Annotated in this window: 12 protein-coding genes, 2 tRNA genes and 2 rRNA genes; 15 read left to right on the top strand and 1 reads right to left on the bottom strand. The window is 51.3% G+C overall.

Going from position 1 to position 18,890, the window contains the following annotated elements:
- Together PL263_RS13070 and rpmE are read left to right on the top strand one after the other, a co-directional pair.
- A complete protein-coding gene (locus tag PL263_RS13070; protein WP_278209782.1) occupies nucleotides 1-1,344 on the top strand; it encodes an MFS transporter in 1,344 nt (447 codons plus the stop codon).
- A 99-nt stretch (nucleotides 1,345-1,443) separates the two neighbouring features.
- Nucleotides 1,444-1,644: a 50S ribosomal protein L31 gene (gene rpmE, locus PL263_RS13065; RefSeq protein ID WP_140914061.1), complete on the top strand. Its 201-nt coding sequence runs from the start codon at nucleotides 1,444-1,446 to the stop codon at nucleotides 1,642-1,644.
- A 60-nt stretch (nucleotides 1,645-1,704) separates the two neighbouring features.
- On the opposite strand, the gene PL263_RS13060 is transcribed toward rpmE, so the two are convergent.
- Nucleotides 1,705-4,020, bottom strand: coding sequence for a penicillin-binding protein 1A (locus tag PL263_RS13060; protein ID WP_278209781.1), 2,316 nt, complete (start codon nucleotides 4,018-4,020; stop codon nucleotides 1,705-1,707).
- 242 nt (nucleotides 4,021-4,262) lie between these two features.
- Between PL263_RS13060 and PL263_RS13055 the strand changes: the two genes are divergently transcribed.
- The 13 genes from PL263_RS13055 (at nucleotide 4,263) to PL263_RS12995 (ending at nucleotide 18,787) form a co-directional block, all read left to right on the top strand.
- Nucleotides 4,263-5,324: a pilus assembly protein PilM gene (locus tag PL263_RS13055; protein WP_140914059.1), complete on the top strand. Its 1,062-nt coding sequence runs from the start codon at nucleotides 4,263-4,265 to the stop codon at nucleotides 5,322-5,324.
- The gene (locus tag PL263_RS13050) at nucleotides 5,324-5,896 is read left to right on the top strand and encodes a PilN domain-containing protein (protein WP_278209780.1); all 573 of its coding nucleotides are present in this window, start codon (nucleotides 5,324-5,326) and stop codon (nucleotides 5,894-5,896) included. The genes PL263_RS13055 and PL263_RS13050 overlap by 1 nt, the downstream gene beginning before the upstream one ends.
- Complete coding sequence (locus PL263_RS13045; RefSeq protein ID WP_140914057.1) at nucleotides 5,893-6,513, top strand: type 4a pilus biogenesis protein PilO; 621 nt, start codon at nucleotides 5,893-5,895, stop codon at nucleotides 6,511-6,513. Before PL263_RS13050 ends, PL263_RS13045 begins: the two co-directional genes overlap by 4 nt.
- Nucleotides 6,513-7,064 carry a pilus assembly protein PilP gene (locus tag PL263_RS13040; RefSeq protein WP_140914133.1) on the top strand — a complete coding sequence of 184 codons (552 nt, stop codon included), beginning with the start codon at nucleotides 6,513-6,515 and terminating at the stop codon, nucleotides 7,062-7,064. Before PL263_RS13045 ends, PL263_RS13040 begins: the two co-directional genes overlap by 1 nt.
- Before the next feature lie 4 nt (nucleotides 7,065-7,068).
- The gene (pilQ, locus tag PL263_RS13035; protein WP_278209779.1) at nucleotides 7,069-9,321 is read left to right on the top strand and encodes a type IV pilus secretin family protein; all 2,253 of its coding nucleotides are present in this window, start codon (nucleotides 7,069-7,071) and stop codon (nucleotides 9,319-9,321) included.
- Nucleotides 9,322-9,595: 274 nt separating this feature from the next.
- Nucleotides 9,596-10,843, top strand: a complete 1,248-nt coding sequence (gene lysA, locus PL263_RS13030) for a diaminopimelate decarboxylase (protein WP_140914055.1) — start codon at nucleotides 9,596-9,598, stop codon at nucleotides 10,841-10,843.
- Nucleotides 10,844-10,850: 7 nt separating this feature from the next.
- Nucleotides 10,851-11,681 carry a diaminopimelate epimerase gene (dapF, locus tag PL263_RS13025; protein WP_347568915.1) on the top strand — a complete coding sequence of 277 codons (831 nt, stop codon included), beginning with the start codon at nucleotides 10,851-10,853 and terminating at the stop codon, nucleotides 11,679-11,681.
- Nucleotides 11,678-12,367: a DUF484 family protein gene (locus PL263_RS13020; protein ID WP_278209777.1), complete on the top strand. Its 690-nt coding sequence runs from the start codon at nucleotides 11,678-11,680 to the stop codon at nucleotides 12,365-12,367. Before dapF ends, PL263_RS13020 begins: the two co-directional genes overlap by 4 nt.
- A 4-nt stretch (nucleotides 12,368-12,371) precedes the next feature.
- Nucleotides 12,372-13,292, top strand: a complete 921-nt coding sequence (gene xerC / locus PL263_RS13015) for a tyrosine recombinase XerC (protein WP_278209776.1) — start codon at nucleotides 12,372-12,374, stop codon at nucleotides 13,290-13,292.
- Nucleotides 13,293-13,695: 403 nt separating this feature from the next.
- Nucleotides 13,696-15,231 (top strand): 16S ribosomal RNA (locus tag PL263_RS13010).
- A 60-nt stretch (nucleotides 15,232-15,291) separates the two neighbouring features.
- A tRNA-Ile gene (locus tag PL263_RS13005) sits at nucleotides 15,292-15,368 on the top strand.
- A gap of 108 nt (nucleotides 15,369-15,476) precedes the next feature.
- Nucleotides 15,477-15,552: transfer RNA gene (locus PL263_RS13000), tRNA-Ala, on the top strand.
- A 341-nt stretch (nucleotides 15,553-15,893) separates the two neighbouring features.
- Nucleotides 15,894-18,787: ribosomal RNA gene (locus tag PL263_RS12995) — 23S ribosomal RNA — on the top strand.
- Together the 16S and 23S rRNA genes with 2 tRNA genes alongside form the textbook arrangement of a ribosomal RNA operon.
- Nucleotides 18,788-18,890 lie beyond the last annotated feature (103 nt).

Genomic DNA, 18,890 nt, shown 5'->3' with positions numbered 1-18,890 from the left:
ATGGCGGAAACTGTAAGCAGTTGGCGCAGCGCTTTCTCTATCTATACCCAGCCGCGCGTGCTGGGTATGATTTGGCTGGGCTTTTCGGCCGGCCTTCCGTTCTCTTTGACGTCCTCTACTTTGTCGGCCTGGCTGGCTGACGCCGATGTTTCTCTGGCCGTAATCGGCTATTTCAGTTTGGTTGGTGTTGCATATTCGGTAAAGGTGTTGTGGGCGCCTGTGGTCGACCGATTGCCGTTACCGTTGTTTTGCCGGTGGTTGGGTAAGCGGCGGGGGTGGATATTCGGCGCTCAAATCGGCATAGCGTTGGGTTTGTTTGGGATGGGCGGCTTGGATGTTCATCAGGAGCTGGCGAAAATGGCTTGGTTGGCGATTTGGGTGGCATTCTGCTCCGCTACTCAGGACGTTGCAATCGACGCCTATCGGATTGAGATTGTAGCTCCGGAGATTCAGGGGGCGATGGCGGCGATGTACGTATTTGGTTACCGTCTGTCGCTATTGCTCGCTGGGGCTGGGGTGCTCTACATTGCGGAATATCAGAGTTGGTCTGCGGCATATCAGGGGATGGCGTTGACGATGTCGGTGGGCATGGTTGCGACGTTGCTGGCGCGCGAACCGGCCCGGCTGGTTGACGATCGGGTGGAGCGGCTCGAGCAAAGTGTGGAAGTTGCGCTTGGGGTGTCAGGGGTACGTAGCTTGTCGGCTAGTTTGCTACGTTGGTTTTCCGATGCGGTTGTCAGTCCGTTTGTCGAGTTTTTCCAGCGCAACGGCAAAAATGGCGCGCGGATTTTGCTGCTGATCGCTGTCTATAAAATGAGCGATATTGCGATGGGGGTCATGGCGAATCCGTTCTATTTGGAATTGGGGTTCAGCAAAAAAGATATCGCTGACGTCACCAAGGTATTCGGTTTTTTCATGACGATTGTGGGTACGTCGATAGGCGGGGTGTTGGTGGTTCGCTTCGGTATTATGCGGCCACTATTATTCGGGGCTGTGATTGTTGCGGCGACTAATTTGCTGTTTGCAGCTTTGGCTTTGGTGCAGCCCGATATCATGCTGTTGGCAGGCGTGATCAGTGCGGACAATTTGAGCGGCGGCATCGCTTCGGCCGCTTTTATTGCGTATTTGTCCAGTTTGACGAATTCGGCTTACACTGCAACGCAGTATGCGCTGTTTAGTTCGTTGATGACATTGCCGGCGAAGTTGATTGGGGGTGTTTCTGGCGACTTGGTAGCGCAGTTCGGTTATGCCGTTTTTTTCATGTATTCCACCGTTATCGGCGTACCAGCAATCGTCCTGGCGATCATGTTGACGCGCTCTGCGTCGTTTGGCCGGCGAAATTAATTCATCTGAATACGTCTTTGGCTTGCGGTTCTGGTTGCTAAATCGTATCATAAGCAGTTCTCTATCAAGTATGTCTCCCGAAAAGGGTATGTGAGCGCTATGAAACCAGAAATTCATCCACAATATAAACAAATAACCGTGACATGCGGTTGCGGCAATACTTTCCAAACCGGTTCCGTTTTGGCTTCCGATTTGCACATTGAGGTATGCTCTTCATGCCACCCGTTTTTTACCGGTAAGCAACGCGTGGTCGACACTTCAGGTCGCGTGGATAAATTCCGCAAAAAATTCGGAAAATAAACGTCTTTCCGGCCTGCGCTCGGCCGCCAAGCCTTTGGCGGCTTTGAGTGTCGGCCAGCGTCAAAACAAGCTTTCTTCGTTAAATTCCTCTTCGAAGCTTTCTTCCGGTTGAATCGGCGCCGACATGGTTTTCGGTGCGGTTTCTTCTGCGAAATATTCCCAAATCCCGCCTTTTTCGTTTGGCTCTAGCAAAAGTCCGTCGTGCGGGTTGATATAGGCTTGCACAATTCCGGCGGGCGGAGTTTCCGGTTTTTCCGGAAAATGGTGTTGTACTGCTTTGATGAATTTAATCCACATCGGCAATGCAACTTTGCCGCCGGTTTCGCCGTGGCCTAATGGTAGGGAGTTGTCATATCCGATCCAGGTCGACGCGACAATTCCCGTGGCGAAACCATTAAACCAAGCGTCCCGCTGTTCGTTGGTGGTGCCGGTTTTTCCGGCGAGGTCGTTTCTGCCGAGTTGTTTGGCTTGGGTCGCTGTGCCGCGTTGCACGACATCGCGTAGCAAGCTGTTAATTAAGAAATTGGTCTTTGCTGAAATCGCACGTGGCGCTGATGTTTCTTGAGGTGGGTTCAGTTCGTTGCAATCGGCGCACGCGATTGGCGGTTGGGCTTGAAATAACACAGCGCCGTCATTGTTTTCGATTCGCTCAATCAAATAAGGCGTTACCAGAAAGCCGCCGTTGGCAAACACGGCGTAGGCGGTGGTCATCCTTAAGGGCGATGCATAGCCGCTCCCCAGGGCGAGCGATAGCGTGGTCGGCAACTGTTCTTTGTCGAAGCCGAAACGTCTTGCCGTGTCTATGGCTTGCGTAACGCCGATTTCCTGCAATAAGCGGATCGACACCAGGTTTATCGATTCACGGAGCGCTACCCGTAGCGGTGTCGGCCCCAAATAGCGCCGGTTATAGTTTTCCGGTCGCCAGTCGTTTTCTTGCGAAGGATCTTCGATCACAATCGGTGCATCATTAATAATGCTGGCCGGCGTAAAGCCTTTCTCAAAAGCCGCGGTATAGATAATAGGTTTAAATCCGGAGCCCGGCTGTCGCTTAGATTGCGTGGCGCGGTTGTATTTGCTGTGGTAGAAATCGAAGCCGCCCGAGAGCGCCAATATGGCGCCATTGTTTGGGTTAAGCGCAGTTAAAGCCCCCTCTACTTCCGGTACTTGGGTCAATGCCCAATCGCCGCTATTGAGTCGTCTGACCCAAATCAAATCTCCGCTATGTAGATTCGTTCGGTTAGCGCCGCTGCGCTTGATCCACTCGATGTTGCTGCGGTCGATTTGAATCCTGTCGCCGCCGTGAATTGTCGCGGTGATGCCTGACTCGGTAAGTCCAACAATTTGTGCTTGGCGGCAGTCGCCGATGACGGTATCGGTCAAGATAGCGCCGTTTCCGGAGGCGTTTTTGGTCAATGGGCCACGATATCCGTGGCGTTCGTCGTATTCGTGTACGGCTTCCTGAAGGGCGCGATCGGCAGCGCGTTGAAACTCGCTCGGCACCGTGGTGTATACCTTAAGGCCCAGTGTGTAGGCGGCATCGCCGAATTGCGCCATGATTTCTTGGCGGGCCATTTCGGCTACGTAAGGTGCTTGGAATTCGATATTGACCGGCTGCAATGCGGCGTCGTCCGCAGTGTTCAGCGCCGAGCGGTAGGTGTTTTCGTCGATATATTTTAACTCCAACATGCGCCGTAACACGTAATTGCGCCGTTGCAGCGCGCGCTCGGGATTGGTGATCGGGTTGTAGATGGACGGAGCCTTGGGTAGGCCGGCGATCATTGCTTGCTGCGCCAGGCTCAATTCGGAGAGGTTCTTGCCGTAATAGGTTTGTGCGGACGCGGCTAAACCGTAAGCCCGTTGCCCCATGTAAATTTTATTCAGATAAAGCTCGAGAATCTGATCCTTCGAATAGCGGCGTTCGATTTTTAAGGCCAGGAGGATTTCCTTCAATTTGCGCAAATAGGTTTTTTCATTGCTTAGCAAAAAGTTACGCGCGACTTGCATTGTGATGGTACTACCGCCCTGGCGCTTTTTGCCTGTCAATACGAGCTGAGTAGCCGCTCTGGCCAGGCCGGTGGGGTCGATGCCGATATGGGTAAAAAACCGGTCGTCCTCTGCCGCGATAAAGGCGTTAATTTGTTGCGGGGGGACTTGGTCGATGCTCACTGGCATTCGATGCTTTTCGCCGAATTGGCCAATCAACAAGCGATCTTGGCTGTAAATGCTGAAAGGCATTTGGTATTGCACGTTTTGTAACTGCTCGATATCCGGCAGTTCTTTGTCGAGTTCGGCAAAGAAAAAATAACTCGCTACGGCAAAAGTGGTGCAAAACGCTAAAACGCACAACGCTAGCCACTTGATCAGCGACTTCAGCAAAGAGCCTGATTTTGGAGCTTTTTTAATCGGCACAGCAATACGAATGCGTTAAAAGATTTACAAGAATCGGTTTAGGAAATTCCTGTACATGGGGTCGATAAGCTAAAGTTACTTATAAAGTGGTTCATCTAACAGGATGAAAATAAAAAAACCATCTATACTTGGACCGTAGAGCTTCTGCGGGCCTCGGTTGCGCTGTGCGAGCTAAGTTTAGTCTTTTATGATTCAAAAAGGGTTTGTTCATGAGCTGGTTCAGCAGGAATCCGTCGGCTGTATTGGGAGTGGATATCAGTACGGCGGCGGTCAAGTTGTTGGAGCTAAGTCGGGCAGGTGCGCGATATAAAGTCGAGAGTTACGCCGTAGTGCCGCTACCCCAGGACGCCATCGTTGACAAGAATATCACTAATGTCGAGCAAATTGGCGGAGCGATCAAGGCAGCGGTCAAGCAATCGGCTACCAAGGCCAAGCACGCCAGCGTCGCTGTTGCCGGCTCGTCGGTAATGACGAAGATCATATCGATGCCGGCTTCGCTGACCGATGCCGAGATGGAAGAACAGATCATGGTCGAAGCGGATCAGTACATTCCTTATTCGCTTGACGAGGTGAATTTGGATTTCGAGGTGCAAGGGGTAACCAAAAGCAACCCGGATATGGTGGATGTGCTGCTTGCGGCGTCCCGGCGGGAAAATATCGAAGACCGCGTTGCAGCACTGGCTTATGCCGGCTTGAAAACGGTGGTGGTCGATGTCGAGGCATTTGCCATGGAAAATGCTTTTTCGCTGTTGATCGACCAACTGCCCGAAGGGATTGGCGGTATGACTGTCGCGATCGCCGATATCGGCGCGACGATGACGTCGTTGAATATATTGCATGCCGGAAAGACGGTTTACACCCGTGAACAGGGTTTCGGAGGCAAACAATTGACCGAGGAAATTCAACGCCGTTACGGACTTTCCTACGAAGAGGCGGGGTTGGCCAAGAAGCATGGCGGTTTGCCGGACAACTACGCGGCCGACGTACTGGAGCCTTTCAAAAAAGCCATGTTGCAGCAAATTGCTAGATCGCTCCAATTTTTCGTGTCTTCAAGCGCCAACCGTGGCGTCGACGCATTGATTCTGGCGGGCGGTTGCGCGTCTATCGCGGGGTTGGACAAATTAGTCGAGCGCGATTTGGGCATACCTTCTTATATAGCCAATCCGTTTATCAATATGGCGCTGTCCAATCGGGTCAAGCCGCAAAGTCTCAGTAACGATACGCCGGCGATGATGATTGCTTGCGGCTTGGCGTTAAGGAGTTTCGACTAATGGCCAGAATTAATTTACTGCCTTGGCGCGAGGAGCTTAGGAAAAGGCGACAACAGGAATTTGTTGCCGGTATTGGCGCGGGAATAGTGGCCACCGCATTTATTTTGGTGGTTGTCTATTTATACATCGAAGGTTTGAAGGAATACCAGACCTTGCGTAACACAATGCTGCAAAACGAGATTGCCATTCTCGACAAGAGAATTCAGGAAATAAAAGATATCGAAGACAAGAAAAACCGATTGTTGACCAAGATAGAAGTCATTCAAAAATTGCAGGAAAGTCGTCCGGAAGTGGTGCATCTGTTTGAAGAGTTGGCTAAAACCACGCCCGAAGGTGTTTATATAACTAAATTCGTTCAAGCCGGGGCTCTGATAACGTTGGACGGTAAGGCGGAATCCAATGCCCGGGTGTCGGCTTATATGCGAGCAATAGACAATTCTCCATGGCTCAACGGCGCTGTGCTGACCGTTATTCGGGGCGAGGGTAAGAAAAGCGGAACCATGAACGACTTTACGTTGACGGCAAAGCAGGGCAAGAAGGCGGATAAAGTTCCTGGAGGGGCTGCAAAATGAATTTGTCCGAAGTCAATTGGGACGTCAACGCTGCGGGAAGTTGGCCGACACCGCTAAAAATTATCGTCATTGTCATTTTTTCGCTGCTGACCGCCGCTGCCGGCGTGTACTTGGTCACGATCCCGCAGTTGGATGAGTTGGAGGCGTTGGAAAAACAAGAGGCCAGTTTGAAGAGCGCATTCGAAGTCAAACAGAAGAAAGCCATTAATTTGCAGGATTACCGGGATCAACTCGAACAGATCGAGGCGTCGCTGGGCGACATGTTGAAGCAGATGCCGACCAAAGCGGAAGTGGCCAGTTTGCTGGTAGACATTTCCCAGACCGGGCTAGCCAGCGGCTTGGAATTCAAGTTGTTCCAACCCGGCGCGGAGGTTAATCGGGAGTTCTATTCGGAATTGCCGATCAACATTCAGGTTGTCGGCAAATATGAGGAACTGGGTTTATTTGTCAGCGGATTGGCGTCCTTACCGCGTATCGTTACGGTACACGATGTGCAAATTACCCCGCTAGGTAAAGAAGGTAAAGACGGGATGACCATGGCGGCCATCATCAAAACCTACAACGAAAGCGAATCCGGGCAAGCCGGTGCGGCGGCAAAAAAACGGAGAGGACAGTGATGGGGATTGAGTGCAGAGTCGTCTCGACTCCGGCATGCTTGGCGTTCTTGTTGGTTCTTAGCGGTTGCGGTGGCGACGACGTCAGCGATTTGAATAAATATGTTCAGGAAGTCAAATCTCGGCCCAAGGCGCCGATAGAGCCTTTGCCTGAAATAAAAGTGGTCGAGTCGTTTATTTTTAAACCGGACGGTTTGCGCGATCCGTTCCGGCAGATCGAGAGAGCGAATGACGACAGCAGTGTCGATGTTTCCGGGGTGAGCGGTATTCATCCCGATACCGAACGCCGCAAAGAAGAGCTGGAGGCTTATCCGCTGGATACTTTACGCATGGTGGGAACGTTGCGCAACGAGAAGGGGTTCTGGGGACTGATCAGAGCGAATGACGGGACCATACACCGGGTTCAAGTTGGGAATCATATGGGGCAAAACTACGGCAAAATTTTGCGTATCCTCGACGACAAAATAGAGCTGATGGAGATCGTTCCGGACAAACCTGGCACTTGGCGCGAACAAGAGTCCGCGTTAGCGATGGCCGATGATAAAGGGTTATAAAATAATGAGTATCGAACTTAATAATGGCGTACGGATTGGCTTGGGACGGTTTTCGAGTCAACGATGGTTTCTGTTTTTGGTGTTGTTGCTGGCCGGGATGCCGGTGCGAGCCGAAGATGCGGCGATCAATAACCTCGAGTTCTCGTCGTTAGCCGGCAATCAAGTCCAAATCCAGTTGGAAACCAGTGGCGGATTGGTCGAGCCGAAAATATTTCAAACCGATAACCCGTCGAGAATTGCGTTAGATTTCGCTGGCGTCAAGAGTAATTTGGCGAAAAAAAGTTTTCCGATCAATCAAGGTGCCGCCGGCACCGTATATGTAGTGGAAGCATCCGGTCGTACCCGGGTCATTATTAACCTGATCGAGAAAGTGCCCTACGAGACTCGAGTTGAGGGCGATAAGTTTTACGTGCTCCTGAAGTCGGCCGGTACGGTTTCTGCTGTCAACACGACAGTGCAGCAAGCGCCTTCTGCGGCGAAGAATTCGGTGATCAGCAAGTTTTTGCCCGAGCAAAATATCAGGAGCATTGATTTTAGGCGGGGGCCGAATGGAGAAGGGCGCTTGCTGTTGGGTTTGTCGGCGGCCAACACCGTGGTGGACACCAAGCAGAGCGGCGGTAAAGTGGTGTTGAATTTTTTGAATACCCGTTTGCCGGAGTCATTGGTCAAGAGCTTTGATGTATCGGATTTTGCCACGCCAGTGCAAAGAATCGAGGCGGTTCCGAAAGGTGACAGCGTTAACGTTACGATAACGCCGAACAACGGCAATTACGAATATTCCTCGTATCAAGCCGATAACTTGTTGACGGTGGAGTTCAGACCGTTAACGCCGGCGGAAAAGGAAGCGCAACAAAAGGAAAAGTTTCCCTATGTCGGCAACAAACTGTCTTTGAATTTTCAGGATATCGAGGTTCGTTCGGTGCTCCAGATTCTGGCTGATTTTACCGAGCTGAACATCATCGCTGCCGATTCTGTGGCCGGGAACGTTACTCTACGGTTGAATGACGTGCCGTGGGATCAGGCTTTGGAGCTGATTTTGAAGGCCAAAGGCTTGGCGAAGCGCCAAAATGGCAACGTGGTGATGGTGGCGCCCGTAGCCGAGATCATGAAAATCGAGCAGGAAGAATTGGATTCGAAGAAGATTTTCGAAGAGCTGGAGCCGTTGAAAACTGAAAACGTCCAGATCAATTACGCCAAGGCTTCCGAAATTTGCGGTGTGCTGATGGGTATCGGCAACAACTCACAAGGTGGACAGTCGGGAGCGGGCGGTGCCAGTGGCGGCGGTGGTTGTGGTGGTGGCGGTGGTTCTGTTGCCAGTCCGGCAGGTTTGGGCGGCGCGGGTCAAGCCGGCGGATTAGGAGGGGCGACCAGTATGCGATTGCTGTCGCCCCGTGGCACCGCGATCGTGGATGCCCGGACCAATACGTTGATTGTCAAAGATACTGCCAAAGCGATGGAAGACGTCCGTAAAATGATCAAATTATTGGACGTACCGGTGCGGCAAGTGTTGATCGAGTCGCGCATCGTGATCGCAGATACTTCCTTTGCCCAAAATCTGGGTACCAAATTCGGTGTTGCCCACAAGGCCGATGTCAACGGTGGAACGCAATACGGTATGACCGGCAGCGGTGTGGATACCAGTGAAAATTCGCAAATTCTGGCGGATTTAGGTTCGGCGTTGGCGGCGTCCAGCGGCGGTGCGCTGGCGTTGACCTTGGCTCGGGGCGCTGACTATTTGTTGAATTTGGAGATCAATGCGCTGCAGGACGACGGCAAGGGTGAGTTGGTATCCAATCCTCGGGTCATGACCAGCGACCGGGTTCAAGCTTCGATCAAACAAGGTGTGCAAATTCCTTATCAAACCCAAAGCCAAGCAACCGGACCGGTCACGCAGTTGGTCGATGCAGTGTTGGAGTTGAACGTAACTCCGCAAATTACCCCTAGCGGCAGCGTGATTATGCAGCTGGATATCAAAAAAGACTCGCCGGGTACGCCATTGGCGACCGGAGGCAACGCCACCGTACCGATCGATACGCGGCAGTTGAAAACCAAGGTGCAGGTCGAGGACGGCGAAACAGTTGTTCTGGGCGGTATTTACGAGTCTACTGTGCAGGATTCGTATAATACAGTGCCATGGGTGTCTGATCTTCCGGTAATTGGGTGGATGTTCAAAAAGAGCATAAAAACCGATAACAAGAAGGAGTTGCTGGTTTTCATAACGCCTAAGATCGTCAAGGAATCGTTGAGCGCAAAGTAATTGCGTTTGTCGCGGAGATGGTATCCGTAGAAAGGGGGCTTCAGCCCCCTTTTTCATGGTGAATCCCAGATTGGCGGGGCTCTCGTTCTTTCGGGGGGCTGGCTATGGTATATTCGATCGATCAATCTAAACCATCTCGTTTGCTTATGGCGACTGAAAGACTGCTTGCTTTAATTTTATGGTGTCTGCTTTTGCAGGCTTGTGGTCAGACCGGGCCGTTGTATATGCCCGATAGTCAGCCGCCGATTTACGTTCCCAAACAAGAAAAATAAACATGGATTTTTTTAACTATCGGCAACAGGCTTTGTTTGCCGAAAATGTTGCTGTTGAAAGCATTGCCGCCCAATACGGCACACCTTGCTACATTTATTCGCGTGCCGCGTTGGAACAACAATGGCAAGCCTTTGATCGGGCTTTCGGCTCGCATCGGCATTTAATTTGTTACGCCGTGAAGGCCAACTCAAACATTGCGCTACTCAATTTGTTGGCCCGCTTGGGTTCGGGATTCGATATTGTTTCGTTCGGAGAAATGCAGAGAGTATTGGCGGCTGGAGGGCGTCCCGGCGACATCGTATTTTCTGGGGTAGGCAAGCGCGCGGACGAAATTTTGGCGGCTTTGCAAGTCGGCATCCGTTGTTTTAACGTTGAAGTCAGCGGTGAGCTCGATCGGATCAACGAGTTAGCCGGACAACTTGGTGTTTTGGCGCCGGTATCGTTCCGAGTGAACCCCGATGTCGATGCCAAAACCCATCCTTACATCTCAACCGGCTTGAAGGAGAATAAATTCGGTATCGACATCGATAGTGCTATCCACGAATACCGGCGCGCGGCGGCTATGCCGAATATTCAAGTGGTCGGGATCGATTGCCATATAGGGTCTCAACTGACAGGGCTCAATCCGTTTCTGGATGCATTGGATAGGGTGCTGGCGCTGGTGGATTTGCTTGCTGCGGAAGGAATCAAGCTGCATCATTTGGATTTAGGCGGTGGTTTAGGCATTCGCTATCGCGACGAAACGCCGCCGGCGCCGGCGGAATACGTCGATGCGTTGCTGCAGCGTTTGGGCAAATTAGATTTCGAGATTTTGTTGGAACCTGGCAGGGCGATTGTTGGCAATGCCGGTATTTTGCTGACCAAAGTCGAGTACCTAAAGCCAACCCCTAATAAAAATTTTGCGATAGTTGATGCGGCAATGAATGACTTGCTCAGGCCGGCACTTTACAGTGCATGGCAGGATATCGTGCCGGCTCGGTCGGTCAATTCCGGGCAAGAATTGGAATGGGACATTGTCGGCCCTGTTTGCGAGACCGGTGACTTCTTGGGTAAAGGCCGAGTGTTGACGCTGGCTCCGGGCGATTTGTTGGCGGTCCGCTCGGCAGGAGCGTACGGGTTTTCGATGAGCTCGAATTACAATTCCCGGCCTCGTGCGGCCGAGGTGATCGTTGACGGTAGTGACTGCCATCTGGTCCGTGAACGGGAGGGTGTTGAGCAATTATGGATTGGCGAACGCTTGTTGCCATAGGACGGTTATGGAGATTCGTTTTACCAAAATGCACGGCTTAGGTAATGATTTTATCGTTATTGATGCTGTTTCACAGCAGATCGATCTGAGTGCCGGTCAAGTTCGTTTTCTCTCTGACCGGCATTTCGGGGTCGGATGCGACCAAGTATTGTTAGTCGAGAAGCCTGTCAGCGCAAATGCCGATTTTAAATATCGTATTTTTAACGCCGATGGCAGTGAAGTGTCTCAGTGCGGCAACGGGGCAAGGTGTTTTGCCCGTTTCGTGCGGGAAAAAGCATTGTGCGACAAAGCGGAAATTGTCGTGGATACCGATGCCGGTCAATTGGTGTTGGGGTTCGATACTGACGGTTTGGTCCGGGTTAATATGGGGGTGCCGCGGCATGAACCGGAACAGATACCGCTAATCGCACCAAAACAACTACCGATTTATTCGTTATTGCTCGACGACGAATGCATCGAATTTGCCGCGGTTTCCATGGGTAATCCGCATGCTGTGCTGATTGTAGATGATGTTGAGCGAGCGCCTGTAGCGCAATTGGGGCCGCGGTTAGAGCGCCACGAATTTTTTCCGCAAAGGGCTAATATCGGTTTTATGCAGATCGTGGATCGATCATATGTTCGCTTGCGGGTCTATGAGCGAGGTGCTGCGGAAACGTTGGCTTGCGGCAGCGGTGCCTGTGCTGCGGTGGTGGCCGGTATAGAACTCGGCCTGTTGGATAGCCAGGTTACTGTGCGTTTGCCTGGCGGAGAGTTGCGGATCAATTGGTCGGGCAGGGGGTATCCGGTATTCATGACCGGGCCGGCAGTTACGGTATTTGAGGGGCGAATAAGCATATGATTGACGAGCGGCGCGCGGATATCACGGATGCTTTGGTGGTCGACTACTTGCGGCTTCATCCGGATTTCTTTCATCACCATCTGGACTTGTTGGAGCAAATGCATATCCCGCACCCCAGTGGCAACGCAATCTCCTTGATATCCAAGCAGTTGGAAATCTTCCGGGTCAAGCATCAAGAGCAGGAAAGTCAGCTGAATGCGTTGATAGATATAGCCAGGGAAAATGATGCGTCGTTTAATCGCATGCATGAGTTGACACTGGCTATGTTGGAAGCGAATTCTCTGGAGGATGCGATTGCGAACTTGAGCGATGTGTTGTCAGAATGTTTTCTGACGGATTTTGTCGGAATCAAAATTATCAGGGGTGGCGTCTATTCGCCAATCAGTAATTTGTTTGTTACGGCGGATGAACCGAACTTGAAACATTTTGCCAACGAACTGGCGACCAATCAGCCCAAATGCGGGCGTCCGACGTTGGCGCAAGCGACTTTTTTGTTCGGTGATGCGGCCATGGAAGTCAAGTCGTGTGCGATTATCCCAATGGTGTTTACCCAGCTCGAAGGTCTATTGGCTATTGGTAGCCGCGACGAAAGTCGGTTTCATTACAGTATGGGAAGCGTATTTTTGACTCAGATGAGCGAGATTATTGGGACGCGGTTGATTTCGTTGTTGCAGCAGCTGGATTAGTGCTGTGGATGCTGCTGCGCATAGCTTAGTAGGCTTGTTCTTACGGTATCTGCGCGAAGAAAAGAGGGTTTCGGAGCATACTGCTGTCAATTACCAGCGCGATTTGGCGCGGTTTACCAATTTTTGTTGTTCTAAAGAAATCCGGAGTTGGGCTGATGTGCAGCCGGGCGAAGTGCGCCAATATGTCTCGGCTAGGCATAAGGATCGAATCAGCAGCAAAACCATCGGCCGAGATTTGGCAGCGTTGCGTAGCTTTTACCGATTTTTGCTCAAAGGAAAACACGTTGCGGCCAATCCTGTTTTGCATATTCGGGCGCCCAAGGCTCCAAAAAGATTGCCTAAGGTGTTGGATGTCGATCAGATGTCGGGAATGTTGGATGCAGCGGCTGATTCCGTGTATGAAATACGGGATATTGCCATGTTCGAACTATTTTACTCATCAGGGCTTAGGCTAAGCGAATTGGTGAAGTTGGATCTGTCCGATGTCGACTTTGCGGCGGGGTTTTTGTTGGTGCGTTTCGGCAAAGGCGGTAAGCAAAGGCTGGTTCCGATTGGTTCCAACGCCATTGTCGCGGTCAATCGCTGGCTAAATGTTCGCCCGGATTGTTCTGAGTCGTCGCTGTTTATATCATTTTCAGGGCGAAGGCTATCCCCGCGTACCGTTCAGCTACGGTTGAGCCGGTGGGGTAAAAAAATAGGTTTGGATGAGCATGTTCATCCGCATATGCTGCGGCATTCTTTTGCTAGTCATCTTTTAGAGTCAAGTCAGGATATCCGGGCTGTTCAGGAGTTGCTCGGACACAGCAGCGTTGCAACGACTCAAATATACACGCATTTGGATTTCCAGTATCTGGCAAAGATTTACGACAGCGCGCATCCTCGGTCAAGAAAATCTCAAGAGAACGCCGAAAATTCGCGAGAGTGAATTTGATGTGTTGACAGAGTGGAGAGGTGTGGCTAGAATGAGCGGCTCTTCACTGCTGACGGCTTGGGGATTTGAAGGTTAAATCCTGGGTTGGTGGTGGGCTTGCTGGCTCTGTTGTTTTGGGGTTGGTAAGTTGGTGGCTTTTGATTTGGAGGTTTGAATCGAAAGTCGCTGAAAAAAGTGGTTGACATGACTTCTGATTGCTGTAGAATATGTCGGCTCAACAGGGCGAAACGCTCTGGCTCTTTAACAAACTGAATCGAAATAATTTGTGTGGGTATGTGTAGCGATCGATTTCTGTTAGAAATTATCGGTACAGACCACGTCAATTTAAGCTTATAAATTACGTTCTGTAATCGAGTCAAGATTGGTCGCTAATCTTTCTTAGCGACAAACCAAAATTAAACTGAAGAGTTTGATCATGGCTCAGATTGAACGCTGGCGGTATGCTTAACACATGCAAGTCGAACGCTGATAAGGTGCTTGCACCTTTGATGAGTGGCGGACGGGTGAGTAATGCATAGGAATCTGCCTATTAGTGGGGGACAACGTGGGGAAACTCACGCTAATACCGCATACGATCTACGGATGAAAGCAGGGGACCTTCGGGCCTTGCGCTAATAGATGAGCCTATGTCGGATTAGCTAGTTGGTGGGGTAAAGGCCTACCAAGGCGACGATCCGTAGCTGGTCTGAGAGGATGATCAGCCACACTGGGACTGAGACACGGCCCAGACTCCTACGGGAGGCAGCAGTGGGGAATATTGGACAATGGGCGAAAGCCTGATCCAGCAATACCGCGTGTGTGAAGAAGGCCTGAGGGTTGTAAAGCACTTTCAATGGGAAGGAATACCTATCGGTTAATACCCGGTAGACTGACATTACCCATACAAGAAGCACCGGCTAACTCCGTGCCAGCAGCCGCGGTAATACGGAGGGTGCAAGCGTTAATCGGAATTACTGGGCGTAAAGCGTGCGTAGGCGGTTGTTTAAGTCAGATGTGAAAGCCCCGGGCTTAACCTGGGAACTGCATTTGATACTGGATAACTAGAGTTGAGTAGAGGAGAGTGGAATTTCAGGTGTAGCGGTGAAATGCGTAGAGATCTGAAGGAACACCAGTGGCGAAGGCGGCTCTCTGGACTCAAACTGACGCTGAGGTACGAAAGCGTGGGTAGCAAACAGGATTAGATACCCTGGTAGTCCACGCCGTAAACGATGTCAACTAACTGTTGGGTTCTTAAAGAACTTAGTAGTGGAGCTAACGTATTAAGTTGACCGCCTGGGGAGTACGGCCGCAAGGCTAAAACTCAAATGAATTGACGGGGGCCCGCACAAGCGGTGGAGCATGTGGTTTAATTCGATGCAACGCGAAGAACCTTACCTACCCTTGACATCCTCGGAACTTGTCAGAGATGACTTGGTGCCTTCGGGAACCGAGAGACAGGTGCTGCATGGCTGTCGTCAGCTCGTGTTGTGAAATGTTGGGTTAAGTCCCGTAACGAGCGCAACCCTTATCCTTAGTTGCCAGCGAGTAATGTCGGGAACTCTAGGGAGACTGCCGGTGATAAACCGGAGGAAGGTGGGGACGACGTCAAGTCATCATGGCCCTTATGGGTAGGGCTACACACGTGCTACAATGGCCGGTACAGAGGGCAGCGAAACCGTGAGGTCAAGCAAATCCCACAAAGCCGGTCCCAGTCCGGATCGCAGTCTGCAACTCGACTGCGTGAAGTCGGAATCGCTAGTAATCGCGGATCAGAATGCCGCGGTGAATACGTTCCCGGGCCTTGTACACACCGCCCGTCACACCATGGGAGTGGGTTGCAAAAGAAGTAGGTAGTTTAACCTTCGGGAGGGCGCTTACCACTTTGTGATTCATGACTGGGGTGAAGTCGTAACAAGGTAGCCCTAGGGGAACCTGGGGCTGGATCACCTCCTTACAAAGACAGAATCCCGTTACACGTATCCACAACAAATTATTTCGATTGAAAGACGCACCTGGGTCTGTAGCTCAGTTGGTTAGAGCGCACCCCTGATAAGGGTGAGGTCGGAGGTTCAAATCCTCCCAGACCCACCAACGCGAAAAGCAAGACGAAAGCAACAAGGCAACTGAACACGCAAAAGACATTCGTCGGATTGCTGTTTTGATCTTGACGATTTCGGCTTTAGTCTTTTGACTGTTTTCGGGGCCATAGCTCAGCTGGGAGAGCGCCTGCCTTGCACGCAGGAGGTCGGGAGTTCGATCCTCCCTGGCTCCACCACTCGCCAGAGGCAAGCCAAGTGCCCGCGTCCAACGTATCCGTGAAGGCGATCAGCTCTATAATGCTTGAATACAGGCTTTATAGAATTGATCCTTAGATCAATACGCTCTTTAACAATATGGAAATCTGTAACCAAGTCTTGATCGGAAACGATCAAAACTGAAACGAGTTGCGGTTTATCGGAAGTGATTATCGAAAGATAAGCGCCGAAAGTAAATAGCAAGTCGTTCTCAAGCAACATCAGCGAACATGTCAGCTGACAAATAACTTAAATCGTAAGCCTAACGAAGCCGAAGATGAAAATCGGAAGCGAAGTAAAAGCAGACGTATTCGGGTTATATGGTCAAGTGAATAAGCGCATACGGTGGATGCCTAGGCAGTAAGAGGCGATGAAAGACGTGGTAGCCTGCGAAAAGCTTCGGGGAGGCGGCAAACAGCCTGTGATCCGGAGATGTCTGAATGGGGAAACCCGGCGAGGATAACCTCGTCATCTTTGAGTGAATACATAGCTCACTGAAGCGAACCCGGAGAACTGAAACATCTAAGTACCCGGAGGAAAAGAAATCAACCGAGATTCCCTTAGTAGTGGCGAGCGAACGGGGACCAGCCCTTAAGTGTTGATGACGTTAGTGGAACGGTCTGGAAAGTCCGGCGATACAGGGTGATAGCCCCGTACACGAAAACGTCTTCAGCATGAAATCGAGTAGGTCGGCGCACGTGAAACGTTGACTGAATATGGGGGGACCATCCTCCAAGGCTAAATACTCCTTACTGACCGATAGTGAACCAGTACCGTGAGGGAAAGGCGAAAAGAACCGCGGAGAGCGGAGTGAAATAGAACCTGAAACCGTATGCGTACAAGCAGTGGGAGCCCCTTCGTGGGGTGACTGCGTACCTTTTGTATAATGGGTCAGCGACTTACATTTTGTGGCAAGCTTAACCGAATAGGGGAGGCGTAGGGAAACCGAGTCTTAATAGGGCGTTTAGTCGCAAGGTGTAGACCCGAAACCGGGCGATCTATCCATGACCAGGTTGAAGGTGTGGTAACACACACTGGAGGACCGAACCCACTCCCGTTGAAAAGGTAGGGGATGAGTTGTGGATCGGAGTGAAAGGCTAATCAAGCTCGGAGATAGCTGGTTCTCCTCGAAAGCTATTTAGGTAGCGCCTCGTGTATAACTGCTGGGGGTAGAGCACTGTTTCGGCTAGGGGGTCATCCCGACTTACCAACCCGATGCAAACTCCGAATACCAGCAAGTTTCAGCACGGGAGACACACGGCGGGTGATAAGGTCCGTCGTGAAAAGGGAAACAGCCCAGACCGTCAGCTAAGGTCCCCAAATCTATGCTCAGTGGGAAACGATGTGGAAAGGCACAGACAGCCAGGAGGTTGGCTTAGAAGCAGCCACCCTTTAAAGAAAGCGTAATAGCTCACTGGTCGAGTCGGTCTGCGCGGAAGATTCACCGGGGCTAAGCATAGTACCGAAGCTACGGATTCACGCTTTGCGTGAGTGGTAGAGGAGCGTTCCGTACGCCTGCGAAGGTCGATTGAGAAGTCGGCTGGAGGTATCGGAAGTGCGAATGCTGACATAAGTAACGATAAAGGGGGTGAAAAACCCCCTCGCCGTAAACCCAAGGTTTCCTGCGCAACGTTAATCGACGCAGGGTTAGTCGGCACCTAAGGCGAGGCAGAAATGCGTAGTCGATGGAAAACAGGTTAATATTCCTGTACCAGTAGTAACTGCGATGGGGTGACGGAGAAGGCTATATCAGCGGTCGGTTGGAAGTGGCCGTTTAAGCAAGTAGGCATGTACCTTAGGCAAATCCGGGGTGCTTTATGCTGAGATGTGATGACGAGTGTCTCGAAAGAAACGCGAAGTGATAGATGCCCTGCTTCCAGGAAAAACCTCTAAGCTTCAGGTTACTAGTGGCCGTACCCTAAACCGACACAGGTGGGTGGGATGAAAATTCTAAGGCGCTTGAGAGAACCCAGGTGAAGGAACTAGGCAAAATGATACCGTAACTTCGGGAGAAGGTATGCCGTTGATAAGTTAAGTCCCTCGCGGATGGAGCGTAAGGCGGTTGCAAAAAATCGGTGGCTGCGACTGTTTAGCAAAAACATAGCACTCTGCAAACACGAAAGTGGACGTATAGGGTGTGACGCCTGCCCGGTGCTGGAAGGTTAATTGATGGGGTTATCTTCGGAGAAGCTCTTGATCGAAGCCCCAGTAAACGGCGGCCGTAACTATAACGGTCCTAAGGTAGCGAAATTCCTTGTCGGGTAAGTTCCGACCTGCACGAATGGCGTAACGATGGCCACACTGTCTCCACCTGGGACTCAGTGAAATTGAAATCGCTGTGAAGATGCAGTGTACCCGCGGCTAGACGGAAAGACCCCGTGCACCTTTACTATAGCTTGACACTGGACTTTGAACCTACTTGTGTAGGATAGGTGGGAGGCTGTGAAGCAGGAACGCCAGTTCTTGTGGAGCCATCCTTGAAATACCACCCTGGTATGTTTGGAGTTCTAACCTCGATCCATTATCTGGATTAGGGACAGTGTCTGGTGGGTAGTTTGACTGGGGCGGTCTCCTCCCAAAGAGTAACGGAGGAGCACGAAGGTACCCTCAGCCTGGTCGGAAATCAGGCAATGAGTGCAAAGGCATAAGGGTGCTTGACTGCGAGACGGACAAGTCGAGCAGGTACGAAAGTAGGTCTTAGTGATCCGGTGGTTCTGTATGGAAGGGCCATCGCTCAACGGATAAAAGGTACGCCGGGGATAACAGGCTGATACCGCCCAAGAGTTCATATCGACGGCGGTGTTTGGCACCTCGATGTCGGCTCATCACATCCTGGGGCTGAAGCAGGTCCCAAGGGTATGGCTGTTCGCCATTTAAAGTGGTACGCGAGCTGGGTTCAGAACGTCGTGAGACAGTTCGGTCCCTATCTGCCGTGGGCGTTTGAGATTTGAGGGAAGCTGCTTCTAGTACGAGAGGACCGAAGTGGACGAACCTCTGGTGTTCCGGTTGTCATGCCAATGGCATTGCCGGGTAGCCACGTTCGGACAGGATAACCGCTGAAAGCATCTAAGCGGGAAGCCCCTCCCAAGATGAGATCTCACTGGGACTTTAAGTCCCCTGAAGGGCCGTTGGAGACGACGACGTTGATAGGCACGGTGTGGAAGTCCAGTAATGGGCGTAGCTAACGTGTACTAATTGCCCGTGAGGCTTGACCATATAACACCCAATGCGTTTGGGTAGCAGTTGACTGCTGATAACAAACTGAGAACGACAAACTCGCTACAGATTTCCATGAAAAACAGGTTAACGGCGAAAGCCG

This window comes from Methylomonas sp. EFPC3, assembly GCF_029643245.1.
Lineage (GTDB): Bacteria > Pseudomonadota > Gammaproteobacteria > Methylococcales > Methylomonadaceae > Methylomonas > Methylomonas koyamae_B.
Note: the sequence above shows the minus strand (reverse complement) of the source record. Positions and strands in the feature narration are given on the sequence as shown.